The sequence below is a fragment of the Streptomyces sp. NRRL F-6492 genome (assembly GCF_001280125.1).
Classification (GTDB): domain Bacteria; phylum Actinomycetota; class Actinomycetes; order Streptomycetales; family Streptomycetaceae; genus Streptomyces.
The window spans coordinates 13,938-37,116 of the sequence record NZ_LGEG01000254.1; the positions used below are offsets into that span (position 1 = coordinate 13,938).

24 protein-coding genes and 1 pseudogene are annotated in these 23,179 nt (G+C 70.3%); 11 read left to right on the forward strand and 14 right to left on the reverse strand.

The features are described from left to right. Nucleotides 1–132: 132 nt before the first annotated feature. Nucleotides 133–1,065, reverse strand: a complete 933-nt coding sequence (locus tag ADL08_RS28560; protein ID WP_053648037.1) for an NmrA/HSCARG family protein — start codon at nucleotides 1,063–1,065, stop codon at nucleotides 133–135. A gap of 101 nt (nucleotides 1,066–1,166) precedes the next feature. On the opposite strand from ADL08_RS28560, the gene ADL08_RS28565 reads away from it, so the two are divergent. The 4 genes from ADL08_RS28565 (at nucleotide 1,167) to ADL08_RS28575 (ending at nucleotide 4,815) form a co-directional block, all read left to right on the forward strand. Next, a complete protein-coding gene (locus tag ADL08_RS28565) occupies nucleotides 1,167–1,799 on the forward strand; it encodes a TetR/AcrR family transcriptional regulator (RefSeq protein WP_053648039.1) in 633 nt (210 codons plus the stop codon). A gap of 538 nt (nucleotides 1,800–2,337) precedes the next feature. Continuing rightward, entirely contained in the window at nucleotides 2,338–2,511 is a 174-nt protein-coding gene (locus tag ADL08_RS37370) for a hypothetical protein (protein ID WP_159043104.1), read from the forward strand. Next, nucleotides 2,508–4,082 (forward strand): molybdopterin-dependent oxidoreductase, encoded by a 1,575-nt coding sequence (locus tag ADL08_RS28570; protein ID WP_053648041.1) that lies wholly within the window; start codon nucleotides 2,508–2,510, stop codon nucleotides 4,080–4,082. The genes ADL08_RS37370 and ADL08_RS28570 overlap by 4 nt, the downstream gene beginning before the upstream one ends. 82 nt (nucleotides 4,083–4,164) lie before the next feature. After that, nucleotides 4,165–4,815, forward strand: a complete 651-nt coding sequence (locus ADL08_RS28575) for a fasciclin domain-containing protein (RefSeq protein ID WP_053648043.1) — start codon at nucleotides 4,165–4,167, stop codon at nucleotides 4,813–4,815. A 550-nt stretch (nucleotides 4,816–5,365) separates the two neighbouring features. Here the strand turns inward: ADL08_RS28575 and ADL08_RS28580 are convergent. The 5 genes from ADL08_RS28580 to ADL08_RS28600 all read right to left on the reverse strand — a co-directional run bounded on the left by ADL08_RS28580 (nucleotide 5,366) and on the right by ADL08_RS28600 (nucleotide 10,968). Then, a complete protein-coding gene (locus tag ADL08_RS28580) occupies nucleotides 5,366–5,719 on the reverse strand; it encodes a hypothetical protein (RefSeq protein ID WP_053648045.1) in 354 nt (117 codons plus the stop codon). 92 nt (nucleotides 5,720–5,811) lie between these two features. Continuing rightward, the gene (locus ADL08_RS28585; protein WP_053648047.1) at nucleotides 5,812–7,077 is read right to left on the reverse strand and encodes a DUF6357 family protein; all 1,266 of its coding nucleotides are present in this window, start codon (nucleotides 7,075–7,077) and stop codon (nucleotides 5,812–5,814) included. A 105-nt stretch (nucleotides 7,078–7,182) separates the two neighbouring features. Next, entirely contained in the window at nucleotides 7,183–7,761 is a 579-nt protein-coding gene (locus ADL08_RS28590; protein WP_234352297.1) for a hypothetical protein, read from the reverse strand. Nucleotides 7,762–8,385: 624 nt separating this feature from the next. Then, a complete protein-coding gene (locus tag ADL08_RS28595) occupies nucleotides 8,386–10,311 on the reverse strand; it encodes a GAF domain-containing SpoIIE family protein phosphatase (RefSeq protein ID WP_234352298.1) in 1,926 nt (641 codons plus the stop codon). Between the two features lie 183 nt (nucleotides 10,312–10,494). Then, entirely contained in the window at nucleotides 10,495–10,968 is a 474-nt protein-coding gene (locus ADL08_RS28600) for an ATP-binding protein (RefSeq protein WP_078968295.1), read from the reverse strand. Between the two features lie 168 nt (nucleotides 10,969–11,136). Here ADL08_RS28600 and ADL08_RS28605 point away from each other — a divergent pair, with 168 nt between their 5' ends. The 3 genes from ADL08_RS28605 to ADL08_RS28615 all read left to right on the forward strand — a co-directional run bounded on the left by ADL08_RS28605 (nucleotide 11,137) and on the right by ADL08_RS28615 (nucleotide 12,815). Further along, the gene (locus tag ADL08_RS28605; protein ID WP_078968294.1) at nucleotides 11,137–11,514 is read left to right on the forward strand and encodes an STAS domain-containing protein; all 378 of its coding nucleotides are present in this window, start codon (nucleotides 11,137–11,139) and stop codon (nucleotides 11,512–11,514) included. A gap of 269 nt (nucleotides 11,515–11,783) precedes the next feature. Continuing rightward, nucleotides 11,784–12,131, forward strand: a complete 348-nt coding sequence (locus ADL08_RS28610; RefSeq protein WP_053648048.1) for an STAS domain-containing protein — start codon at nucleotides 11,784–11,786, stop codon at nucleotides 12,129–12,131. Nucleotides 12,132–12,413: 282 nt separating this feature from the next. Then, the gene (locus ADL08_RS28615) at nucleotides 12,414–12,815 is read left to right on the forward strand and encodes a DUF6896 domain-containing protein (RefSeq protein ID WP_053648051.1); all 402 of its coding nucleotides are present in this window, start codon (nucleotides 12,414–12,416) and stop codon (nucleotides 12,813–12,815) included. Between the two features lie 5 nt (nucleotides 12,816–12,820). Here the strand turns inward: ADL08_RS28615 and ADL08_RS37715 are convergent. Then, a pseudogene (locus ADL08_RS37715) lies at nucleotides 12,821–13,219 on the reverse strand (transposase); the annotation flags it as partial. An 803-nt stretch (nucleotides 13,220–14,022) separates the two neighbouring features. Here ADL08_RS37715 and ADL08_RS28625 point away from each other — a divergent pair. Next, complete coding sequence (locus ADL08_RS28625) at nucleotides 14,023–14,391, forward strand: hypothetical protein (protein WP_053648055.1); 369 nt, start codon at nucleotides 14,023–14,025, stop codon at nucleotides 14,389–14,391. Nucleotides 14,392–14,903: 512 nt separating this feature from the next. On the opposite strand, the gene ADL08_RS38505 is transcribed toward ADL08_RS28625, so the two are convergent. Genes ADL08_RS38505 through ADL08_RS28635 form a run of 3 tightly spaced genes read right to left on the reverse strand, consistent with a single transcriptional unit; the run spans nucleotide 14,904 to nucleotide 16,586 of the window. Further along, entirely contained in the window at nucleotides 14,904–15,092 is a 189-nt protein-coding gene (locus tag ADL08_RS38505; protein WP_267889592.1) for a helix-turn-helix domain-containing protein, read from the reverse strand. 36 nt (nucleotides 15,093–15,128) lie between these two features. Continuing rightward, nucleotides 15,129–15,725 carry an NADPH-dependent F420 reductase gene (locus ADL08_RS28630; protein WP_053648057.1) on the reverse strand — a complete coding sequence of 199 codons (597 nt, stop codon included), beginning with the start codon at nucleotides 15,723–15,725 and terminating at the stop codon, nucleotides 15,129–15,131. Between the two features lie 42 nt (nucleotides 15,726–15,767). Further along, a complete protein-coding gene (locus ADL08_RS28635) occupies nucleotides 15,768–16,586 on the reverse strand; it encodes an inositol monophosphatase family protein (protein WP_053648076.1) in 819 nt (272 codons plus the stop codon). A 136-nt stretch (nucleotides 16,587–16,722) separates the two neighbouring features. Here ADL08_RS28635 and ADL08_RS28640 point away from each other — a divergent pair, with 136 nt between their 5' ends. Then, complete coding sequence (locus ADL08_RS28640; RefSeq protein WP_053648059.1) at nucleotides 16,723–17,628, forward strand: LysR family transcriptional regulator; 906 nt, start codon at nucleotides 16,723–16,725, stop codon at nucleotides 17,626–17,628. Between the two features lie 189 nt (nucleotides 17,629–17,817). Here the strand turns inward: ADL08_RS28640 and ADL08_RS28645 are convergent, their stop codons facing one another. After that, the gene (locus tag ADL08_RS28645) at nucleotides 17,818–18,180 is read right to left on the reverse strand and encodes a winged helix-turn-helix transcriptional regulator (protein ID WP_053648061.1); all 363 of its coding nucleotides are present in this window, start codon (nucleotides 18,178–18,180) and stop codon (nucleotides 17,818–17,820) included. A gap of 76 nt (nucleotides 18,181–18,256) precedes the next feature. Between ADL08_RS28645 and ADL08_RS28650 the strand changes: the two genes are divergently transcribed. After that, on the forward strand, nucleotides 18,257–18,667 hold the full coding sequence (locus tag ADL08_RS28650; protein WP_053648063.1) for a RidA family protein: 411 nt from the start codon (nucleotides 18,257–18,259) through the stop codon (nucleotides 18,665–18,667). 219 nt (nucleotides 18,668–18,886) lie between these two features. On the opposite strand, the gene ADL08_RS28655 is transcribed toward ADL08_RS28650, so the two are convergent. Next, complete coding sequence (locus ADL08_RS28655) at nucleotides 18,887–20,485, reverse strand: choice-of-anchor P family protein (RefSeq protein WP_053648064.1); 1,599 nt, start codon at nucleotides 20,483–20,485, stop codon at nucleotides 18,887–18,889. A gap of 607 nt (nucleotides 20,486–21,092) precedes the next feature. Beyond that, on the reverse strand, nucleotides 21,093–21,596 hold the full coding sequence (locus tag ADL08_RS28660) for a hypothetical protein (RefSeq protein WP_159048507.1): 504 nt from the start codon (nucleotides 21,594–21,596) through the stop codon (nucleotides 21,093–21,095). Between the two features lie 253 nt (nucleotides 21,597–21,849). On the opposite strand from ADL08_RS28660, the gene ADL08_RS38510 reads away from it, so the two are divergent. Continuing rightward, nucleotides 21,850–22,365, forward strand: a complete 516-nt coding sequence (locus ADL08_RS38510; protein ID WP_234352299.1) for a hypothetical protein — start codon at nucleotides 21,850–21,852, stop codon at nucleotides 22,363–22,365. Between the two features lie 361 nt (nucleotides 22,366–22,726). Here the strand turns inward: ADL08_RS38510 and ADL08_RS28675 are convergent, their stop codons facing one another. Continuing rightward, nucleotides 22,727–23,119 carry a hypothetical protein gene (locus ADL08_RS28675; RefSeq protein WP_053648068.1) on the reverse strand — a complete coding sequence of 131 codons (393 nt, stop codon included), beginning with the start codon at nucleotides 23,117–23,119 and terminating at the stop codon, nucleotides 22,727–22,729. Nucleotides 23,120–23,179: the final 60 nt, after the last annotated feature.

Consider the following 23,179-nt stretch of genomic DNA (forward strand, 5'->3'; position numbering starts at 1 on the left):
GACCGCCCCCGTTCACCACTTCTGCCGGTTCTGCCGGTTCTGCCGGTGACAGCCACTGAGCTTCGGCTCACGGATCGAGCCGAGGCACGTCAGTCTTCTCGCCCCGTCCGCCCTGGCGGGCGCCGCCGAAGGTCACGGCGCCGGATGCCCCTGGCCGGACACGGGTGTCAACTGCTCATCCGCCCACTCGGCGAAGGTGGTGAGCGGGATGCCCAGTTCCCGGGCGAACGCGGGCCGGGCGGGCTGGAGGACCACGTTGTTCCACTCGTGTCCGGCTCCCCACGTCGGCATCCCCGCGTCAAGAGCCTCTTCCACGGTCATGGAGGGCGCGGTCACGGGCACGCCCCAGGCGGCGGACAAGGTCTGCGCGATCTGCTCCATCGTGCGCAGGTCACTGGCCAGTTCCAGTTCCACCCGGTGGAACCGGTCGGGGTCCAGGAGGGCGTGTGCCGCGGCCGTGCCGATGTCCCGCACGGCCACCAGGGCCAGTTCGGTGCCCGGCTTCAGTACCGTCAGCAGTCCGCCGCGGGGCCCCTTGGGCGCCAGCAGGGGCAGGTTCTCCATGAAGAAGGCGGGCTTGATCACCGTCCAGCGGGCGAAACCCGCACCACGCACCGTCTCCATGATCGCCTGCTTGGTGTGGAAGTAGTCCGCCAGCGCCGCCCACCGGCCTTCGGCCCAGCCTGCGGCCCGGGTGTGTTCACCGACTCCACTGGTCGAGGACTGTACGAACTGCTGTACTCCCGCCGCCTTCGCCGCGTCCACCAGGTTCGTGGCCTGGGCGAGTTCGTCCGCGAAGTCCACGCCGGTCCCGGTCATCGGCGGCATCTGCACCGAGAACACCGAGCGGACTCCCTCGACCACCGGTTCGAGGGAGGCCCGGTCGGAAAGATCCGCCCGCACCAGTTCGGCGCCCAGCGTCTCGATCGCCTGGGCGGGCTTCGAGCCCGGATCGCGTACGAGCGCACGTACGGGCACCCCGGCGGCCAGAAGTGCGCGCGCCGTGGCCCCACCCTGGCGGCCGGTGGCGCCGGTAACCAGGACGGTATTGCTATTGCTGGGCATGGTTGCTGCTCCTCACGGATCAGAGAGGCAAAACAGCGGGGCCCGCCGATTCGCCTGCCGGTAAGATATGGCGGGGCCCGCCGTTTAGCAATGAGGAGATCATGACCGGTCACCGCTCGGACGCCCGACGCAACTATCAGCGCATCCTCGCCGTCGCCGAAGCCGAGGTCGCCGCGCACGGCGCCCAGGCGTCCCAGGAGCAGATCGCCCGCATCGCGGGCGTTGGTTCGGCGACCGTGCGCCGCCACTTCCCCACCCGCCGTACCCTTCTCGAAGCGGTCTTCCAGGAGCGCATCGAGGGCCTGTGCGAGCGCGCCCAGCGGCTGAGTGCGGCCGAGGACGGCCGCACCGCACTCCTGGAGTGGCTCCACGCCCTTGTTCTCTACGCCGTCTCGGCCCGCGGATTCGCCCACACCCTCAGCTACGAGCCCCCTACCGAAAAACCCTCCCCGAACAGCTGCGGCAGCAGAATCGAAGCGGCCGCAACCCCCCTGCTCCAGCGGGCCATTCGCGACAAGGCGGTTGCACCGCACGTCACCTTTCACGACCTGCTGACCCTCTCCGTCGGCATCGCCCTGGCCACCGAGCACCACACGGACCCCGATACTCAGGCCGACCGCCTCTTCCGTCTCGCCGTGGAAGGGCTCAGTCCTGAGCAGGTCACAGCCGGGGTGCCGGTGGCCTCCGGCTCTTCGGCACCGGTGACAGAAAGTCTGCCGAACGAGCGCGTGTGACAAACGAGATGCCTCGGCCGACCCTCTCCACAGGGAGGACACGAAGACGCGTCCGAGGACCTCCAGGGCGGGGGAGTCGTCGACCGGTTCGGGGTCGATGCCGTGCGCCGTGCGGATCTCGGTGACCGGGACGACGATCCGCGTGTACGGGCGACCCCGCTGACCGTGGCGGCCTCGAACCCGGTGCTCGAACCGTGGCCCTGTGGACAAAGACCGGCCGTGGCGGAGGAGAACGCTTCCCCCTGCCGGTTGATCACGATGCGGCCACGACGGAGAGGTTCTCCAGAACCGGCGTCACACGAGAGCCGAAAACCGGATCGGTAGAAGGTGAACGGCGGGACGGGTCCGCCCCACCCTCAGGAGCATCCTGCGGCGAGCACCGCAGACAAGCCCGAGCGGCCCCTTGGCCCCACTGCAGAGACCCCCCTCCACGACCGCTTCACCCGCGCCGGACACGGATCCCGCGGATCAGCTCCGGCGGTCAAGGGCCCACGACGTGTTCGACAACCCTCCTGGCCCTTGCAGGACTCCGGCCCGGTTGTCGAAGAACGTACGGATCTCTACGCTGCGCGAGCTGGAGTGCGACGAGGAAGGCCTGCCGGTTCAGGCCGGGGGCTACGACGAGCACACCGCCGCCGTGCGTGCCGGCTTTTCACTCTTTCGGGTGGCGGACCAATCCGCTCGGCGGATCTTGACGAATGCCCGGGCGTGAACAGTTTCCGCAGCACCCTCTCCCGTACCGCCCTGGGCGCGTCGGCCGGCCTTCTGGCGGGATTCATCGCTCTGGCCGTGGCCGAGTTGGTCGCCGGCCTGTTCCGGCCGGCTGCCGGGCCGGTCACGGTTGTCGGTGGCGCGGTCATCGACCGGACGCCGGCGGCGGTGAAGGATTTCGCCATCCGTACGTTCGGGGAGAACGACAAGACCGTTCTCCAGCTCGGCATCCTCGTCGTCCTCGCTCTCGTCGCCGCCGCTCTCGGCGTCCTCGCCCTTCGTCACAGGCGGGTCGGCGCGTCGGGGATTCTGCTGTTCGGGCTTGTCGGCGCGGTCGCGGCCCTGAGCCGCCCCGACGCCGAGGGCGCCGTCGACGTCCTGCCTTCCCTCGTCGGCGCCGTGGCGGGCGCCGTGTTCCTCTACGCCATGGCGGGAAAGGCAGGGGGGGCGTCCGGGAGCGCGGAGGGCACGGGCGGTGCCGGCTGGAACCGGCGCGGCTTCCTCGTCATGGCCGGTGCCGGTGCTGTCGGTGCGACGTCGGCCGGTCTGCTCGGCAGGTACCTGACCGGGCGTCAGGGTCAAGGCGCTGTCGCCTCCCGGAACGCTCTGGTCCTTCCCGCACCGGGTTCACCGGCCCCGCCCGTTCCCAGGGGCGCCCGGCTCAAGGTACCGGGCATCACCCCCTTCACCACCCCCAACAAGGATTTCTACCGTGTCGACACCGCCCTGGTCGTCCCCAAGGTCGACGCCGGGACGTGGCGTCTGCGGATCCACGGAACGGGCGTCTCCCGCGCCCGGTCCTTCACCCTCGAAGACCTCCTGGCCCGGCCGCTGATCGAGCGGGACATCACGCTGACCTGCGTGTCGAACGAGGTGGGCGGCCCCTATGCCGGCAATGCCCGATGGCTCGGCGTCCGTCTGGCCGACCTGCTGGCCGAGTGCGGGGTGACGCCCCCGTCCCGCGGCGGCAAGGCCGACCAACTGGTCGCCCGCTCCGTGGACGGCATGACGCTCGGCTCGCCCGTGGAGGACGTGATGGACGGCCGGGACGCCATGCTCGCCGTCGGCATGAACGGCGAACCCCTCCCCTTCGACCACGGCTTCCCCGTACGCATGCTCGTCCCGGGCCTGTACGGATACGTCTCGGCCTGCAAGTGGATCGAGGACATCGAACTCACCACCTTCGCCGCCTACGACCCCTACTGGGTCAAGCGGAAGTGGGCCCGCCGCGCCCCGATCAAGACCCAGTCGCGCATCGACACGCCCAAGCCGTTCGCCCGCCCCGCCGCCGGCACCGTCACGGTCGCCGGAGTCGCATGGGCCCAGCGCCGCGGCATCACCCGCGTCCAGGTCCGTGTCGACGACGGTCCCTGGCAGGACGCCGACCTCGCCGCCCAGGACACCGTCGACACCTGGCGCCAGTGGACCTACCGCTGGCAGGCCACCCCCGGCGGACACAACCTCACCGTGCGCGCCACCGACGGAACCGGCCAGGTCCAGACCGAACAGCGCGCCAGGACCATCCCCGACGGAGCGAGCGGCTGGCACGGCGTGTTCGTCACCGTCACCTAGACCACCGGAGAGCGCCTTCGCGTGCTCCGGAAAGCACCCGCACGTTTCCCACAGAAGTCCGACCCTTTCAAGGAGCAACGAAATGAACTCCCTGCGCATCCGTCGTGGCACGATCGCCGTGGCCGCCGCTGCCGTCCTCCCCTTCGCGCTCACCGCGTGCTCGGACTCCGGCGACGACGGCAAGACGACCTCGCCCACCTCGGCCGCCGCCGATCCCACCACGGCGAGCCAGGAGCCGGACGAGGACTCGACGGCCATGGACGAGCCCTTCGGCCCGGCGTGTGCCGGCGTGCCCGAGGACGGCGCGGGCTCCTTCGACGGCATGGCCAAGGACCCCGTCGCCACCGCGGCCTCGAACAACCCGGCCCTGTCCACCCTGGTGACCGCCGTCAAGAAGGCCGGCCTGGTCGACACCCTCAACAACGCCCAGAACATCACCGTCTTCGCCCCGACCAACGACGCCTTCGCCAAGCTCCCGAAGGCCGACCTCGACAAGGTCCTGGCCGACAAGGCCACGCTGACCAAGATCCTGACCTACCACGTCGTCGGCCAGAAGCTCGCCCCCAAGCAGCTGGAGAACGGCTCCTTCGAGACCCTGCAGAAGGGCATGGTCACCACCGCGGGCTCCGGCGAGGCCTACACCGTCAACGACTCCTCGAAGGTCGTCTGCGGCAACGTCAAGACGGCGAACGCCAACGTCTACATCGTCGACACCGTTCTCATGCCCAAGTAGTTCCCTGACCGCTCGCGCACAGCCCCGTCCGGAACGACAGCGGCCCTGCGCGCCTCCTCACGAGGCGCGCAGGGCCGCCGGCATGAGCGAACCCCGAGAACTCCGGGACAGCTGTGAGACGCGTTGGGCTGCCCCGGCCCTCGTCCGGCGGTGAGGAGAGCGAGCGACCGCCCAGATCCCGGCCGGACACGTGACAGCACCCGGGACCTGGGCGGTGTCGCAGGAGCAGGCCCTGTTAGGGGAGAGCAGCTCGCGCGACGGACCGCCTCTCGTATCCCCCGCTCATGGGGTACGGAAGCGGTGAAGGTGTCACCGGTGACGGATCGGCCACGGTGACGGTCGCCGACGGTTTCCCCGTCTCCCGGACCGCCGACACCGTGCATTCGGGGCCGACGAGGAGACGGATTGCCCGACCAAGGCGACAACACCCGTTCGGAGCAGGCGCACGAACAGCAGGGGGTGACGGGTCGGCCGGGTGCGAGGCCGCCCGTACAGCACCGGGGGCAGATGGACCCCCGGGCCTTTCGGTTGCCGACGGGGAGCTGCGTGATCATTCCACTGCTTCGGGTTCGCCCCGCTCGAACGCGATACGGCAGCGTCTTGCCCGGTCGGCCACCTGTTCCATGTACCAGCGCATGACCTCGTAGGGGGCGAGGCGTTCGGCAGGGCTCCAGACGCGGACGGTCGGCTGCGGATTCGGGTCCTCGTCCGGAACGTGCGTCACCAGGAAGGCAGGACCGGGCAGGTGGGTCACCACGGCATCGGGGTTCTCGGTCCCCTCGGTCCCCTCGGCCGCCGTAGGCACAGCCTCGCTCAGCTCCACGGCCCATGCGTCGTCGGGCAAGGCGTAGTGGAACAGGACGGCGTAGTGGCGACCTGCGTGTTCTGTGAGCTGCCAAGGCATGTCGGCAGGCTGCCACGACCGCCGTGCCGGAGGCTCGCGAATATTCCGGCCCTCACCTGAAGAAAGACCGGTCGGCGTTTGCGGGACACGCCCTAGCGGGTGTTGCGCCGCCCTCGGCGTGCACGCTCGAACTCGGCGACATCCGATATCCAGGGACCGTGCGGTTCGAGTGCGGCGCAGCCGCCGCGGACGAAGGCGTTCACCAGGGTCCGGTAGCCGCTGAGCCCGTCGACCAGGCCGTACTCGACCCGGTACTCCGGATCCGACCCGTCCTTCCCCTCTCGCACGGTCGTGATGCGGGCGATGGAGTCCGCGTAGAAGTGGAGCTGGATCCCCTCACCCCTCTCCTCGTCCTCGATGGTGAACACTTCGTTGTCCGCGGCGGAGCGATCGCCGACGAACTCCCAGAACTCCGCTGAGGCGCCGCGACGGCCGCCCCTCCGCCACTTCTTCTCGGCGCCCTTGTCGTCGGTGAACGACAGGGCCGTCCTCCTCGCGCCCCCACCGGGGCCGGCGCGGTCGTCGGCAGCCTCCGCGTCGTCTTCCACGGGTGTGTTCCTGGAGCGGTCCGCGGTCTCCGAGCACATCAGGAAGCCCACCGTACGCACCGCGTCGTCGACGAGTCCGGGGTGCGCACGGCGGACGGCCGAGTCGACCGCCGTCGCCACCCGGTCCCAGTCGCGCTTGTCCGTAGCGCGTTTTCCCCGTCGCGGATCGATGTCGATCCGCATCCCGGCACACGCCCGCTCCGCGGTGGCGATCACGCGCATCACCTCCGGCAGCAGTGCGGCGTCGACGGCACCGGGCATCCGCCCGGGAACCGTCGCGCCGTGCGCGTACTGGCCCGTGTACCGCAGAATCGCGGCGTCGAGCGGGCCGAGGACCGTTCCGCGCTCGGCGCGACGGCGGTCCGCGCGATGCTCCTGGGCACGTTTCTCGTTCGGTGTCTCCGTCGCCGCGCGCATCGCGGCACAGACCTGTCCGCGCGCGAGCAGACCGATGTCGGCCCCGTGGGCGACGAGTCGGCTCCTGTCCCACCGGATGCGCCGGAAGAGCGCGTCGACGTCCACGGGCGAGGAGAGGAGAACCGGGTCCAGGAGCGCGACGGCGGCGTTCTCGTCGAGCCGGCCCGCGGTTCCGGCGGCGTCGCACAGCGGAAGGACCGCGCTCCACAGCAGCAGGTGTCTGGGCAGGTCCTCCCGGATCACCGCGAGATGGGCTTCCTCGATGGGGAACGTGAACGTGCGGGGCTCGTGGTTGGCGTCGGCCCCGGCGCCGAGCATCAGCTTCAGCTCGCCGTCCTCGCTGATCACGTTCGGGATCCAGCCGCTGCCGCGGGTGAACACGATGTCTCTCATGAGTTCAGGGCCTCTCCGGAACGGCACCGGCCGGACGTGGTCACGTGGTCGCCTCGGGCGCGCGGCGGGCACCACGGTGATGTCGCGACCCCATCCCGCACCTGTTCACGACCACCGCGCGCATTCGGCGGCGAGGCGTGCGTCGGTACGCACCCGGACTTCGCCGCCGGCGGCCTCGGCCGGGGCGTCGGCCCGTTCGATCCCGAGGAACTCGATCAGCGCGAGCAGTTCGGCTCGTTCGGCCCGGTCGTCGTCGACATCGCGCGAGTCGAAGAAGACGTAGTACTGGTCGCTCGGGTCCACGGTGCCCGAATCCGCCCAGATCCGGGCGACCTCTTCGATCGCCGCTGTTTCCGTCGTGAACGTGGCGGCGCGGGCGGAGCCGCGAGTCTCCGGCGACGCGTCGAGGTCGGCGAGGTCGGAGAACCACTGACCGAGGTGGTCGAGGCCGGCATATCCGTTCTCGAAGAACAGCATCGCGCTCGGGAGGCAGCGATTGGCCCGGTCGATCCGGAGGTATTCCGATCGAGGCCGGTCCGCGCCCTTGACCCGGGCGATCACGCCCTGGTCGGGCATGAGCACCAGACTCTGCCCCGCCGGCTCGTCACCGATGGTGTATGTGCCGGAGTGCCGATCCCGGAAGAACGCGGAGAACGCCACATAGGCTTCCTGCGGGTCGCCCACGGAGACCTTCTGGTCGTCGCCGTCACCGACGGCGAAGACGAACTGCTTGGGTCCGGGGTCATAAGGGCGGGCCATGGTCGTCCTTCGTCCACGTGGTGACTCCGACAGCCTAGGGGATGCCCGGTCGATCAAGGCCGTCGCGTCCGGGGACCGCCCGGGCGCCCCGTAAGGGAGTGACGCGGGGTCGGCCGACAGCGCCGACCGCTCACCCGGCGCCAGGATCTCCCGTGCGCGGACCGCCCTCCGGCGCCCTGCCGGATCGCGGTGCGAAGCCAAGGAGGCCACGAACGGGGGCGCGAGACGGGGGGAGTCCAGCGGGGCCGTCCGTACGGAAGGGTCGGGGCCGTCGAGCAGGCGGGCGCACACGTCGTCCGGCAGCGGTGCGACCGCCGTACGGGGGTCGCACCGCTCGGGTCCGTACGCGAGAGCGGCCCGTACCTCGGGGGAGGGGTCGTCCGCGAGCCGGGCCCGCTGCACGGGCTCGGCCCCGGCGCTCATCGCGAACCCGATCCGGTCCACCACCATGCTCCCCCGACCGTCGTGCCGTCCGGAGAGCGGGCCGTCATGATCGGCCGGACAGCACCCCAGGAGAATCGCAGGGCGTCCGAAGACGCGCAGCGGTCTTCACGGCGACGGCAGCCGTCGTCGCGGTCGACGCTCCGTGACGGCGGTCTCTCCGGCCGCCGCCGAGGGGATGCGCAGGGCGAGGAGGGCCACGTCGTCCTGCGCGTCGTCTCCGACGAGACGGTCCGCGAGGGTCTTCAGCAACCGGTCCAGGGGCAGCCCGGCGTCTTCGGCCAGCAGACGGGCGGCCGCGTCGACGTGTTCGAACAGGTCGGTGCCGGGGTGCTCGACCAGGCCGTCGGTGTACAGCAGCAGCAGGCTGCCCGGCGCCAGCAGACGGCGGTGCTCGGTCCGCTCCCCGCAGCTCAGGCCGGGGAAGAGCATGATGCCGTGCTGGTCGAGGCGTTCCACCGAGCCGTCGGGGAGGGCGAGGAGAGGAGGCAGGTGTCCGGCATTGGTCCAGATCAGTTCCCAGGAGCCGTCGCCCGCTTCGGGGCGGAGGGACAGGTGGGCGTGGACGAGGGTGCCGCTGGCGCCGAGGCGGAGGTGGGTGTTGGCGTGCTCGAAGGCGCTGACGGCCCGGGCGGGACCGTGGTCGGCGTGGTCGAGGTCGGCCTGGCGCAGCATGTTGCGGACCTGCCCCATGAGGGTGGCGGCCTTCATGTCGTGGCCGGTGATGTCGCCGACGGAGACGGCCAGGGCGGCCGGGGCGGCGGAGTCCTCGCCGTCCCGGGCGGCAGCGGGGAGCGTGTAGGCGTCGTACCAGTCGCCGCCCACCAGGTCGTCGGACGCGGCCGGCCGGTACAGGGCCGCCAGCTCCAGGCCGGGAACCTCGGGAAGGGTGGTGAGCAGGGCCTCCTGCATCTGCCGGGCCGCTTTGACGCGGTTGTCCACGAACAGGGCCCGTTCCACGGCCCGGGCGGTGTAGCCGGCCAGGGCGGTGAGCACGGCCTGCTCCAGGACGTCGATCTCGTGGTGGTGGTCCCAGCCCAGGACCAGGGTGCCCAACGGGATGACCGTGCCCGGCAGCGGCACGCACACCGCGCTGCGCAGCCCCAGGCCGATGAAGGCCTCCGCCGCCTCCGGGGCGTAGTCCCGCCGCAACTCCTCCAGACCGTCCACCTTGATCGTCCGGTTCTCGCGGGCCGCTCGCGCGGTCGGCCAGGCGGCGTCGAGACCGTAGTTCTCATAAGCGCGTTCCATGAGGGCGGTGCCCGTGGAATCGACGAGCCGCCGCAGCACGCCCCTGTCCTCGACGACCACCAGGCCGACGTAGGTGGGCTTGAGATCGCCGGTGATCAGGTCGCGCACCTGCTGGCGGACCTCGGTGAGGCCGGTGGTGTCGGCCAGTGACTCCGCCGCCCTGAGCAGGAGCTGCGAGCGGTCCAGCGCGGTGCGGTAGCGCGCGGCCGCCTCGCCCGCCCGGGCCCGGGCCCCCTCCATGTCGGCGAGGGCGCGCTCACGCTGCCGCGAGACGATCCGCAGCCGCAGCTCCGCGCTGCACGCGGCCGCCAGGTCTTCGAGCAGGCCCAGCTCGCGCGCGCTCCACTGCCGGGGCCGGGTGTCGATCGCGCACAGCGATCCCAGTACGTGACCGTCCATGTCCACCAGCGGCATTCCCGCGTACGCGACCACCCCCAGATCAGGAATGGCCAGGCTGCCGCAGGTCAGCGGTTCCTCACGGGCGTCGGCCAGCACCAGCGGTTCTCCCGAGGCCACGACGTGCTGGCACAGCGAGTGGGTCAACGGCGTCTGCCGCGCCTCCGCCCACGGCTCGTCCAGGCCCACCATGCCCGGGAACACCTGCCGCTCGGCCTCCACCAGCGACACCAGCGCCACCGGAACACCGACCAGATCGGTCACCAGGCGCGCGAACCGGTCCATCCCCGCGTCCGCCGCGGCCGTCAGACCCGTCTCGCGCAGGGCCGTCAACCGGCCGGGGCCCTTCCCGGCCGGAAACGGCCCGCTGTCACCCGACCTCGCCACACTCACTCCCGGAGAACGCCCACAGCATCGGAACATTTGCCCTGTGGCAACGATAAGCTCGCCCCGAGTCTCACGGCGCCCGTCCGCCCGTCCGCCCGTCCGCCCGTCGCAGGAGCGGAACAGGACGGGGCCCGAACGGGGTCCGCGGGAAGAGAAGGCTCCCTCAGGAGTCGACCGTCGTGCTTACGCGTGGGGCCCGGTGAGGGCGTCACCCACGTCGTCGGCGAGGGCGATGCCGACGACGACGCTCTTGCCGGCCGGTTCTTGCCGCACCTCGAAGAAGCGAGCGATGAGCTTGACGATCTCCAGGCCGTGCTGGCCCACGCGCGCGGCATCGGCGTCGCGGGGCGTCGGCAGGGACGGTTCGGAGTCCCTCACCACGATCTCCACCGTGTCCCCCACGACGCGCAGGTGCATGCGCGCCGGGCCCGGCGCGTACTTGTGGGCGTTGGTGACCAGCTCGCTGACCGCGAGCTGCGCGAGCTCCACGCCGCGCTGCGAGACGGACAGCCCGTGCTCGGCCCGTACCTTCGCGAGGAAGTCGGCGGTGAGATGGCGGGCCTGTGCGATGCGGGAGCCGTCCCCGTCCAGATCCAGGGCCGTCGTCATCCGGATGACGCGTTCGTGCGGCTCGGTGCCGTCTTCGCCCTCGGACATCGATCCCCTCACACCGCCTTCGTCGCCCCCGTCCTGAACCCCCGGGCGTATGTCCACGCCCGCCTGACCGATGCCTCATGCACACATGAGCCACAACACACTCCTGCGTCACCCGTTCCGTGGAGGTCGGCACCCGGGTGAGGGTTTTGATGTGCCAGTATCACCCACATGGCAGACGCGCAGACGACGGGCACCGAGCAGACCGCACAGATCGGCAGGCTGTCGGCCGTGACCACCACCACCGAAGGCATCCGCGTGGTGACGTTGTCCGGGGAGATCGACCACCACACCGGCGATCTCCTGCGCCAGGCCCTGGACGTCCGTGCCGACGCCCCTTCCCGCGTGGTGGCCGACATGGAGCAGGTGACCTTCATGGACTCCAGCGGCATCAACGTCCTCATCACCGCCCACCACGCCCTCACCGGGGCCGACGGCTGGCTGCGCCTGGCCGCACCCCACGGCACGGTCATGCGCACCCTGCAGATCGTCGGCGTCGACACCGTGATCGACTGCCGGGAGAACCTCCTTCACGCCCTCGGCGACTGACCACTCGAAACGCGTATCCCGAGCCCGGTGAGAACGGTTGCCGCCGGGAGACCAAGCCGGAAGGCGGCGCGCTCCGAAACAGCATGCGAAGGATGCGTTTTCCTGGCCGGGGCAGGAACACGCGCGGCGCGTGGCAGTCCTCTTCCGATGCTTGATCGTTTCCTCTGCCTCGGGAATCCGTGGCTGTTCGCGGCGGAATATCAGGATGCCGCTTCGCCCGACACGCCGAAAGACTCGTACCGCCCGCACCGCTCGTCCTGGAGGAACAGGTGACCACTCCCCTCTTGACCGTGACCCGCCACGCTCATTCTTCCGGCACCGGCGTGGTGAAGGTGGAGGGCGAACTCGACCAGCACACCTCACCCCGCCTCACCGAAGCCCTCGAGGGCGTTCACCTGACGGCCGGCACCACGCTGGTGGTCGACCTGAGCGGGCTGATGTACTGCGACTCCACCGGCCTGACCGTGCTCATCGGCCTCCACCAGCGCACCGAGGCGGCCGGAGCACCGCTGGTCCTCGCGGGTCTGGAGAACGAGCTGCTGCGGATCTTCCGCGTCACCGGCCTCGACAGGCTGTTCACCCTCCGGACCACCGTCGAAGAGGCCCTCACTTCCTGAATCCTCATCAACCAGGAAGAAGCCCGAAACCGACCGCCGGGAGCCGAAGCAGCCGAAGGCGTCGCGTCCGGTCCGCCGGCCCCGATGAGGACGGCGAGGGTACTGGCGCAGGACGAGGGCCGAACTGAATCCGGATCCCTGCCAGCACTGCCCGTTCTGCCCTCACCGCCGCCCGACCTGCCCGGCGCAACAAGAGAGCGGCCGCCTCGTCGTGACCGCGTCGGGGTTCGAGTCAGGCGTTCAGGGCGTCTTCAAGGGGGAGTTGGCAGGAGATGACGCCCTATGGAACGGGTGGAGACTGCACGGAATCTCGTGCTCGGCTACATCCACGCGCTGAACGCGATTGATGAGGCCATGAGGATGGCGATCCCCTCGCTTGAGCGGTCGGCAGACGTCCTCGGCCTGGTCCGTTCGCGCCGGATCAGCCGGAGTGGGCAGGTCGGCACCTACGCTTACACGGTTCATGGGGCAGGATGCCGCTTCGTGTGCAACAACGGCATCGAAGTCGATGTGGACTTCGCAGCCGACGGGAGTGAAGTCTTCGACCTGTGGCGGCTGCGTCGGCATGGACTGAGCCTGCCGGAGCCTCTTGAGACCACGGATCAGGACCTGTGGGCAGCGGTGCGGTCGCTGCAACCGCTTCTGACCGAGGTGCGGCCGGGGTGGTTCGGCGTAGCCACGTGATCGCTTCAGGATGAGGTTCGCAGGCGGCGCAGGCGTATAAGACCGCAGTCCAGTTGGAGCAGACCTTGATTTCGAGCAGGCCTCGATGAAGACCGGCGCGTCGCTCGTCACGTATGCGGAGCCGTTTGAACCGGTGCAGCCAGGCGAAAGTGCGCTCGACGGCCCAGCGCCCTTACCCAGGCCGGAATCATGGCGCACTCCACGTCGCGCCCTCAACGTCTTGATGCCTCGCTTCCACGGCAAGTGGCGGTACCTGTCCAAGTCGTAGCCCGGTCGGCATACAGGCGCAGGGGGCTTGCGGCGGGGACGTCCCCGCAGGCCCCGGATCGAGGGATGGCGTCGAGCAGCGGCAGGAGCTGGGTGATGTCGTGTCGGTTGCCGCCCATGACTTGCCTCCGAAGGGGCCGTGCCGCCTAGAACACCAGCTTCACTTCGGCAGCGGGAACGCGGCCGGGATGGACCTTGGGTGCGGTATCGCGACCTCCCGGGTCTGTCGGGAGCGGCGAACGCCGCCGTCCGCGTGCTCGAACGGGAACGATTGTCTCCGGGTGTCGTGGCGGTGGCGCTGAGCGTGTGGTCCGGGCACGCCCACGGCGCGGGGCGCCGATGGAGGCAATGGGAGGCGGAGTTCACCTGCCCCTGCTGCGGCGAGGGCTGGGCCCGGGACGAGCTGCAAGACGCTCTGTTCATGCTTCCGCCAAGGAAAGCCGACGAACTCCGTATGCAGGTGGAGCGTCTGGACGCGGCACTCCTCGGGCGAACGCATCACGAGCCGATGGTGGACCCGGAGTTGGCGTGGTGGCATCGAAGGTGTTGACCGTCCCCATGCCGCTGGGGCCTTTCGGGCGACTCCGCCCCGATCCGTGCCCCCCAGCGTGCGGCCGGAACCCGGAAGGCCCCATCACCCGTCGTGCCAAGAGGAGCGGCGTCGATGACACCCCGGAGCGAAAGGCGATGGGTGGGACGGTGTACCCGCCTGGTGGAGGTGGTTCAGGAGGCGGGGCGCTCGGTCGCTCCCGAGGAGGCTTCACCACCAAGACGTCTCATGTCGCTGGAGGTCAACTCAGTGGGTGGCGGCGTCACTTTCAGCCCCAGTGGTCGGAGGCAGTGCGCCTGGCATGTCGGAGTCACCCGATGGCATCGCCGCGCGTTGTGAGGCGGGCACAAGAGGGGATCGCACAGGCAGGTCGCCGGCGTTGAGTTTCGAGTGAACCATCCGGTTCTGGCGCCGGGTTCGACCGACTGGCTGCCGGTGTTGGTGCTGGGAGGCGAGGCTGCGGTCGGGTGCGACACCCATGTGGCGGTTCGGGTTCAGGCTCAGGTTCGACTCGTCAAGGTCCGGCTCTTCACCGAGCCGATCGACGAGGAGCCAGGGCCGGGCCCTTCCTTCACGACCGTCTTCGAGGGGCCGATCTCATTGGCTGACGGACGGCTGGTCATCGGTGACGTCATGGGTGTGACGCGCTTCGTGAGCCTCATCGGTGAGGCGGGCGGGCGTCCGATCCGTGTCACCGTGGACGAGCCCGGCTGGAACGCGGCCACAGTCGACATCTCCGTGGGCCCGAAGCTCCAGTGACCTGAGTCGGAGATGCGGCGGCGGTAGGCGGCGGCCTTGTCGAGGATTTCGTCTGCGGGTCTCGTCCGGACGAACGGTCTGGGGTGTTCGTTCCAGTCGGTGTGCCAGGAGGGGATGTCGCGTTCGAGGGCCTGGACGCGGCAGTGGACGCCGCGTTTGAGCTTCTTCTGGGTCAGTTCGGCGAACCACCGCCCGACCAGGTTCAGTCAGGATGCGCTGGTCGGTGTGAAATGGAGGTGGAACCATGGGTGGGGCCGGCGGCCACTTCTTGATGTCGGGCACCTTGTGGGTCGTGCAGTTCTCCAGGATGAGGCGGACGTCGGGGGCTTCCCTGTCGAGCTTGGTGAGGAACTTCTTCAACTCCTCTGCCCGTTGGCGGCGGTGCGGCGAGCCGATGACCTCGCCGCGAGACGGTCGACTGCGACATGCCGGTGGCCGCGGCCGTCGACCGGGTCGGCCAGTGGGTGGCGTTCTTCGGCGTCTCCTCCAGCGTCTTGACGATGACCCGCTCGTCATCCGCATCGGTGATCTTCCTCGGGGCGCCGGGTCCGCGGGTCGTCGCACAAGCCGTCCAGGCCCCGCTCGAGGAACCGGCGCCGCCAGGTGCGGACCGTGTCCGCAGTGATCCGCAGTCGCCGGGACACCTCCGTGATCGAGTGGCCCTCGGTGCACTCCGGCACGATCCGCGACCGCTGGGCCAGGGCCTGGGCCGTCGTGCGGCGCCGTACGTGTGCGGATCAGCGGGCGATCGAGATGGCGAAGGGCGTGAATCCACTGGCGCGGATCACGTGCGGTACGAACAGGATCGCGGCCTCCGTGGCGCGGGCGGTGCGGATGCCGCCGAGGTCGGTGATCCATTCCTCGCGCCAGCCGAGGTCGACGAGCAGTTCGCGTACGGTCTCCTTGGCCCGGGGGTTCTCACCGGACAGGAACGCGGTGGGCTTCTCGGCGAGCGTGGCCGGTGCGGTCATCACCGGGAAGAGCATGGTGTTGAGTGTCTTGACGACGTGCGTTTCGGGAAGGGCCTCCTGGAGCTTTTCGGCGAGGCTCGAACCGGGGTGGAGCAGGTCGGCGGGCAGTCCGTCCGGTCCGTCCACGGTGGCGTTGGAGACGTCGACGAGGATCTTGCCCCGCAGTTCCGCGCGCAGGGCTGTGAGCAGCTCCGGCGAGCCGGCCCCCGGGGTGGCGTTGATGGCGATCCGGGCTGTCCGAGCCGCCTGGGCCGCGGTGCCCGGCGTACGGTCCGCCACAGACACCTCGTGCCCCGCCCGGGTGAGTGCCGCGGCCAGGTTGCTGCCGACGCGGCCGTTTCCGAGAACTGCGATCGTGGTCATGATGACGGGTTCCTTCCGCGGGTTACGGATCGTGGTGCGGGGTCAGTGCGAGAGGGCGGTGACGGCCTCGGCGTGGATGCCGGGCGCGGCGGCCACGAAGCTTTCGCTCTGCGGGGTCCAGGGGCGGCCCTCGGCGTCGGAGATCCGTCCACCCGCTTCGGCGACGAGCAGTGCCCCGGGAAGCAGGTCCGCGCGGGCGCCGGCGAACTGCCAGAAGGCGTCGATCCGGCCGGCGGCCACGTCCAGCAGGTGCAGGGTCGCGGGTACGGAGACGCGGACGACGAGCGCGCCGAAGAGCATCGCGGTGATCGAGGAGCCGACGCGCCGCACGACCTTCTCGTCCTCGTCCGGCCGGGCCTGGCTGGTGGCCACGATGCCCAGTCCGAGGTCCGTGGTCGCGGAGACGCGCAGCGGCCGGCCGTCGAGGTGGGCGCCCGCCCCGGTGAGCGCGGTGTAGGTCTCGCCGGTCAGCGGCAGGTGGACCGCGGTGAGCACCGGCTGGTTGTCGCGCACGAGGGTGGCGGTCACCGCCCACTCCGGCAGGGCGTGCAGATGGTTGACATTGCCCTCGGCCGGATCCACGACCCACCACTCGCCGGGCGGCAGCGCCCCGCCGTCCAGCTCCTCCTCCACCCAGCCGGCGTTCGGGCGCAGGCGCGTCAGGCGGGGTCGCAGGACGTCCAGAGCCGTGTCGTCGTTGGCGGCGAGCGCACGCATCAGCCCTTCGCGGGTCCGATAGGGAACCGTTTCGCCGAAACGCTCGCGCAACGCCGAACCGGCGTCGCGCACGGCGGCCGCGGTCCGGTGGAGCAGGTCGGCGTCGGAGGCGGCGACATCGGTGGCCCGGAGCGTTTCGGACATGGTGGTGCTCCCGTCGAAAGGAGGAGTGATCGGGGCGGTCGAGCCGAACTGTGCGGCCCGCTCGTGCTTCGCTTCGAACGTATAGAGCCCCATGATTAACTTCAACTGCATGTCAGGAACGCCTAGGATTACTGCCATGCAATTGGATTTGAATCTGCTCGCCGCACTCGACGCGCTGCTGGAGGAAGGCAGTGTGGCCGGGGCGGCCGCGCGCCTTCATGTCACCGCTCCCGCGATGAGCCGGAGCCTGGGCCGGATCCGTCGCACGACGGGGGACCAGATCCTGGTCCGAACCGGCCGTACGATGACCCCGACGCCGTACGCGATCGCCGTACGGGAACAGGTGCACGAGCTGCTCCACCAGGTTCAGGGGGTACTGGCGCCGAGCCGCGAGCTCGACCTGGCGACATTGGAGCGCACCTTCACGCTCCGCTGGCACGATTCCCTGGTCTCCCTCGGCGGCCCCGCGCTGCTCACGGCCGTACGTGAACAGGCGCCGGGCGTGCGGCTGCGCTTCATCGCGGAATCGAGCGCCGACACCCCCGGACTGCGGCGCGGCGAGGTCGACCTGGAGGCGAACGCCAACCGTCCCGGCGCACCGGACATCCGCGTCGAGAATGTGGGGGAGGCCCGCCTTGTCCTCGCCATGAGGCGGGAACATCCCCTGGCCCGCGCCGGGACCGTCACCGCACAGCAGTACGCCGCGGCCGAGCACATCACCGTCTCGCGACGCGGAAACTTCGGCAATGCCCTCGACGACGCCCTCGCTCGACTCGGCCTCACCCGCCGGGTGGTGGCGACCGCGCCCACGGAAGCGGTCGCGCTGGAGTTCGCGCGCGGCTCGAACCTCCTGGTCAGCGTCCCGGAAGCCACCACGCGCTCTGAGGCCGCCACCCTCGGCCTGGTCACGTTTCCCCTGCCGTTCGAACTGCCGTCGGCGCCGGTGTACCTGTCGTGGCATCAGCGTTACGACACCGATCACGAGCACACCTGGCTGCGCGAACTGGCGCGAACCGTGCTGGCCGCGTGCGCGGCGCCGTAATCGGCGCCGCCCGGCCACTTGGCCCGCGCCCCCACGCGCCCCGCCTCGAGATCGCGCGGCCGGCCGGGGTGCCGACCCGTAACGCATCGCCCGCCCTTTGCGGAAGGCGGGCATGGCCACCGCAACGTACCCGCGCAGTCCGAAGGGGCGCGGGACACCGGCGTGACCGCGTTGCGGGTGGAGGGAGGATCAGAGGTTCGCCTCTTCCCGTGCGTCGAAGGCCTCACGGGCGCGTGTGATGGCCGGCATGCTCTCCGACACCCATGCGAGCAGGACGTCGACAGGGGGACGCAGGGTCTTGCCCAAGGGTGTGATCCGGTATCTGACCGCCACCGGACGGGTGGACACGACCTCGCGCTCGATCACGCCGTTTCGCTCGAGTCGCCGAAGTGTCGCGGTCAGCGACTTCTGCGTGACGTGCGGGATCGCCCGGCGCAACTCGTTGAAGCGGCAAGGGCGTTCGCACAGTTCACTGAGAACGCTGAGCGACCACTTGTCGAGAACCTGGTCGAGCAGTTCGCGGTGCGGGGGGCCGATGAAGACGGTGTCCATGGAGAAACCTGGTCTCGTTGAAGTGTCCTTACTCCACTAAGTATCTTATGGATACCCCGTACAGGAGGAGGGCACGATGGCTGTCCAGCACTTCACGCCGGAAGGCATGCTGCAACCGGTTCCGTATCACCACGTCGCAGTCGGCACCGGATCGAGACACGTCCATGTCAGCGGACAGATCGCACGCCGGGCCGACGGAACCCCGGTCGCGCCCGGCGACCTGGCCGGGCAGGTCGCCCAGGCGCTGCGCAATACCTCCGTCGGACTGGCGAGCGCGGGGGCGTCGTTCGCGGACGTACTGCGCCTGACGTTCTACGTCACCCGGTGGAGTCCTGAAAAGACCGGTGACTTCATGGCGGGTGTGGAGGCCGTCGCCGATGAGATCGGGCTCCGGCTTCCTTTGCCGCCGGCTTCCCTGATCGGCGTCGACTACCTCTTCGAACCGGACGTGCTCGTAGAAGTGGAAGCCACCGCACTGCTCGACTGACCCTCGCCGTTCGGTGTGCCGAGCGCCTCGGCGATCCGGTCCGCCGCCGCCCCTCCGGACATCGGCTCCTCGCTCATCGCGGTACGTACGGCGCCGGGGGCACGTGTCGGGTGCGTCCGGGCACGGCGCGGCCCCCTCGCCGCCGATGCGTACGGGAGGGGGCCGCGCGGGCCGGCACCCGGAATCACCGGGGCCGGGGGGCGATCCGGGAATCCGGTGTCAGGGCGAGGGGCAGGGACCCGGGGTTCGGGTGAGGGAGGTGCGGGCGCCGCCGACGACGATGTCGGTGCCGTCGGACAGCCGGACGTGCAGGGCGTTGACGACGATGCCGCGCCCGTTGCCGTACACCCGCTGCTCGTTGAGGGTGACCGTGCCGAGCTGCGGGAGGGTGATGACGGTGTTCGGCGCCGGGTGGGCGGCGAGCGTGGTGTTGCCGACACGGGCCCCGGTCAGGGTGGTCGCGCCGGTGACGGTGATCGTGCCCAGTGCCGTGGGTGCGGTCGCGGTGGCCGTGGCGGTTGCCGTGCCCGCGCTGACCAGGCCGCCGAGGAGGTGCAGCCCGTTCACGGTGGCGGTGGAGGTGGCCGTACGGGCGCCGCCGGTGCCCGCGGTGCCCGCCGCGCGGGTCGTGGCGGAGGTGAACGAGCCGGTGGAGGAGCCGACATGGGTGTTGCCGAGCTGGGCGCCGTCGGTGGCCGGGTCCTCGGTGCAGGTGACGTCCGCAGGGGCCAGTGGCGCGGCAGGGGCGGTCGTGACGGCCTGGGCGTGTGCGTCCATGAGCAACGCCACGAACGTCACCGATGTGCAGCCGGGCGGGTCGATGCCGTGCCGGGCGACGGTCGCCGCGGCGCACAGGGTGTACGTGCCGCTGCGGGCCGAGGTCACCCGGATCGTGATCGTGCAGGACTCCTGTCCGGCGGTGAGGTCGCCGCCGGAGGTGAGGCCGTGCCCGTCGGGGGCGACGGCGACCGTGCCGGAAGGGCAGTCGGTGGTGGCGGAGCCGGGGTCGGCGACGAGACCGGACGGTAGCTGCTCGGTGAAGGACCAGCCGCGCTTCGCCGCCTTCTCGGTGGTGTTGGTGACGGTGAAGGTCAGCGTGGTCGAGTCGCCGACGCCCACCGGGTCGGGATCGAAGGCCGTATGGAGCCGCGGTGTGGCGTCCAGGATCCGGAGGTTGTCGATCGCGCCGTCATTGCCGATCCCGCTGCCCTGCGCGTTGACCATGCGGACACCGGCCGAGGGGCCCGAGAAGAGCACGGCGTCGTCGCCCGCGTAGGTGCCGACGTGCGTGCCGTTCCCGGTGACCGTGCCGGCGTCGGTGCACGCGTCGATGGGATCGGTGAACGCCGGGACGACCTGCTGCCCGTCGAGCAGCGAGAACTCCAGCAGCGGGTGCGTGGCGAAGCAGTTGACGGCCGCCACATCCACCGAGAAGGTCAGGAAGCGGCCGGTCGCCGCCACCGGCACCGGCTGCACCGTCTCCAGCTGCGTCTTCCCGGCTCCCGGGTTTCCCGCGGTGTACGCGGTGACGGCGTGGTTGTCGGCCGGGTCGCCGCCGGCCCATTCGGCCAGCGCCGACGCCATGGCCTGCTGCGAGGGCCAGGACGTCCCACAGCCGCTGCCGACCGGGGCGGTGGCGGGGTCGGCCGCCGAGACCAGCCAGCCGTTGCAGGAAGTCAGCCAGGCCGGGTCGGCGGTGTACGTCTCGGCGAGCGGCGGAGCCCCGGTGTAGGAGGTCAGCAGGCGGGGAGCCCCCGGGGCGTTCTCGAACCCCTCCTCGAAGAGTACGGTCGCCGCGCGGGGCACCGGCGCGGACACGGTCGCGGTTCCGGTGGGCGCGGGTGTGCCCGGTGCGGCGGCCGAGGGCAATGCGGCGGCCAGTACCGCCGCGCACGCCAGGCCGGACGTCGCGACGGCACGCAGGAACGGTACGGTCCGGCGCGGCCGACCCGGTAGGTGTCTGTACACGTCTTCCCCTCCTCGATTCGCCCCGCAGACCGCAACCGCGGCGTGCGGGAAGCCCGTCGCCGAGCGGCGCGGGCTGCCCGACGGTCGCGGCCGGACCCGGCAGGGCGATGCCCGGCCGCGAAACGATGACCAGTCTGGCCGCCGTGCCCGGACCCGGCAGCGGCGCACACAGGAGGGCAGGGCGGCGCGCGCCGGGCGCATGCGTCGTCAGATCCTCTCCGGCTACGCCAAGGGACTGCCGCCCCGGGTATCCGGCCGCGACGGGTCTGCCGACGACCACCGCCCCGGCCGCATCAGCCCCGAGAGGAACCAGCCACCGTCTCCCCGAGCGGCCGTCTCTGCGCCGTGCCCGTCTTCGGGATTCGGGCCGGGCGTCGACGAGCGCGTGGACACCGGCGGTGCAACGGCACGGGACCCCGACCGGCTGCTCCGGTGGGGACAGGGGCTGCGGCTGTGGTCACTCTTCCAACAGTGCGCTCTCGACCAGGGTGGGGTTTCCCTCGTTGTAGGTCCGCATCGCCCGGTAGGAGCGATTCTGCAGGGGCAGGTCGGCGCCGCCGCACTGGTTGAGGGGGCTGCCCAGGGGAAGGCCGAGGAGGCCGCCTCCGGCGGTGCCGGTCGCCGTGGTGGTGCGGGCGGTGTTGTGGGCGCCGGTGTTGAGGTTGGAGCAGCTGGTACCGAAGGCGGGGGAGAGGAAGTCGCCGACACCGCCGACGCTCACGGGTACGGCAGTGGTCAGGCCGGGGCCGACCGCGGTGGTGGCGAGCGCGAGAGCGCCGATCGTTTTCGAGGTCATGCCCGGCAGACGGCGATCGGTGCACAGCGTCACGGCCACCCTGATTTCCCGGGCGACCGCTCCTCTCGCCTGCCTGGCCTCTACGTCGGTGCCGCCGCCTCCTTGGCCTTCGGGCGCCACGCGGCGAGCAGCGAGCACCTCGTCGTACTCGGTCCGTCGTGCCATGGAGGTCACTTCTCGTTCGGTCGACATCATCGAGCGAACGAAACATGACAGAACAGCTGAAATATTTCAAAGGTCCATGAAAATAGGAAAATTGGGCGCACTCCGCCACGGCCGTGCCTGTGTAAGCGAGGGGGGATTCGCCCGTCCGGGCGCCCCGGTACCCCGGCGAAGCGTCCCGACCCGGCCCGCACACCTCGACAGAACCCTTGGGTGAGACCCTTGACGTAAATCCAAGGATTGCTACCTTGGATTTATGTCAAGCAATGAGAAGCCTCGCCTCATCCCGACCGGCAAGTGCTGGTGTGGCTGCGGGAAGGACGTCGGCCTCGGCAAGTTCTTCGCCGCCGGCCACGACAAGATCGCTGAAGCCGCTCTTATGGCCCTCAAGTACGACGGATCCGTCGCCCAACTCCTCCACGCCCACGGGTACGGCTCGCACCACTCGGTCCGCCACGCTGCCGTCACCGACCCGGACTGCTCCTGGGAGAAGTGCCCCGACTGCAACTACAGCGGCGCCCCTGCCAGCATCGCCAACCACCGCAAGAAGGATCACCCCGAGCGGCACGTCCTCGCCCAGGCGATCCGCTCCCTCGGCGGAACCTGGGACGCTCAGCGCGCCATCCAGGCCCTCGGCGACCACGGGCACACCTGGGAAGACCGGCAGGCCGCCGAGAAGCGCGTCCGTCAGATCCTGCGAGACCTCTGCGCGGACGGCTTCATCGTCAAGACCGACGCTCAGCGCGCCGTCTACGAACGCACCCAGAAATAGGCCGGGGATGAGGCGGCGCCCTTATGGAGCGGACTGTCCGCCGACACATCCAGACAATCGGACGCACGATCCAAACGGAGAGGGTGCGAGGAGCACCATCGCCCCCACCCCGTCTGATCACCCCTCCGCTGTGCCGGCAGCGGCGCCGGCCCCCTCAGGTCGGCAACGCGTCCGCGGATAGGGGCAAGCCGGCAGGCGGTGCTGGGGGACGTGTCCAAGTGACGTCCCTCGTTCCGGCGGGAGCGCGCGGGACGCGGGGGACTTCGTCGTGGTGCGGTGAGCGGGCCCACGTGGGCGTGAAAAGGCCGGTGCCCCGTACGGGATCCGTATGGGGCACCGGCCTTTCGGTTCGGAGCGGGGCTCAGTCCCCGTGTGTCTCGTCCCACTGGGCGCGGGCGAGGTCCGAGTTCGTCCGGACCATCTGCCAGTCGTCCTCGATCATGAAGGGCGAGTAGCGGCCGGTCGCGTCCAGGGCCTCGAAGACCTGGTGCGCGAAGGCGTCCGTGTCCTTCTGGTCGGCGGTGATCCGGGCCGGGTGGGAGTGGTCCGGCTCGTCCTTGTCCGGGATCACCGGAACCCAAACGGTCAACCAGCGGTCCCCGTCACCCCAGGTGAAGGACGGGCCGATGCTGGTGCTGTTGTCGGTGAACCCGATCCCGAAAGTCGTTTCGAGTTCTGCCCACAGGGCCTGCGCGAGGGTGGCACTGGGGACCTCTTGCTCCCGGAATCCGGCGTGGATGTTGTATTCGCTCACAATTGTCCTCAGCCCACGCGGTATGTCCGGTCGTAGTCGTAGTCGTAGTCGTAGTCGTAG

Coding starts and splice junctions, on each gene's coding strand:
- ADL08_RS28560 (WP_053648037.1), bottom strand. CDS start 1,065: ATGCCCAGCAATAGCAATACCGTCCTGGTTACCGGCGCCACCGGCCGC.
- ADL08_RS28565 (WP_053648039.1), top strand. CDS start 1,167: ATGACCGGTCACCGCTCGGACGCCCGACGCAACTATCAGCGCATCCTC.
- ADL08_RS28575 (WP_053648043.1), top strand. CDS start 4,165: ATGAACTCCCTGCGCATCCGTCGTGGCACGATCGCCGTGGCCGCCGCT.
- ADL08_RS28580 (WP_053648045.1), bottom strand. CDS start 5,719: ATGCCTTGGCAGCTCACAGAACACGCAGGTCGCCACTACGCCGTCCTG.
- ADL08_RS28585 (WP_053648047.1), bottom strand. CDS start 7,077: ATGAGAGACATCGTGTTCACCCGCGGCAGCGGCTGGATCCCGAACGTG.
- ADL08_RS28600 (WP_078968295.1), bottom strand. CDS start 10,968: ATGTCCGAGGGCGAAGACGGCACCGAGCCGCACGAACGCGTCATCCGG.
- ADL08_RS28605 (WP_078968294.1), top strand. CDS start 11,137: ATGGCAGACGCGCAGACGACGGGCACCGAGCAGACCGCACAGATCGGC.
- ADL08_RS28615 (WP_053648051.1), top strand. CDS start 12,414: ATGGAACGGGTGGAGACTGCACGGAATCTCGTGCTCGGCTACATCCAC.
- ADL08_RS28630 (WP_053648057.1), bottom strand. CDS start 15,725: ATGACCACGATCGCAGTTCTCGGAAACGGCCGCGTCGGCAGCAACCTG.
- ADL08_RS28635 (WP_053648076.1), bottom strand. CDS start 16,586: ATGTCCGAAACGCTCCGGGCCACCGATGTCGCCGCCTCCGACGCCGAC.
- ADL08_RS28640 (WP_053648059.1), top strand. CDS start 16,723: ATGCAATTGGATTTGAATCTGCTCGCCGCACTCGACGCGCTGCTGGAG.
- ADL08_RS28645 (WP_053648061.1), bottom strand. CDS start 18,180: ATGGACACCGTCTTCATCGGCCCCCCGCACCGCGAACTGCTCGACCAG.
- ADL08_RS28650 (WP_053648063.1), top strand. CDS start 18,257: ATGGCTGTCCAGCACTTCACGCCGGAAGGCATGCTGCAACCGGTTCCG.
- ADL08_RS28660 (WP_159048507.1), bottom strand. CDS start 21,596: ATGGCACGACGGACCGAGTACGACGAGGTGCTCGCTGCTCGCCGCGTG.
- ADL08_RS38510 (WP_234352299.1), top strand. CDS start 21,850: ATGTCAAGCAATGAGAAGCCTCGCCTCATCCCGACCGGCAAGTGCTGG.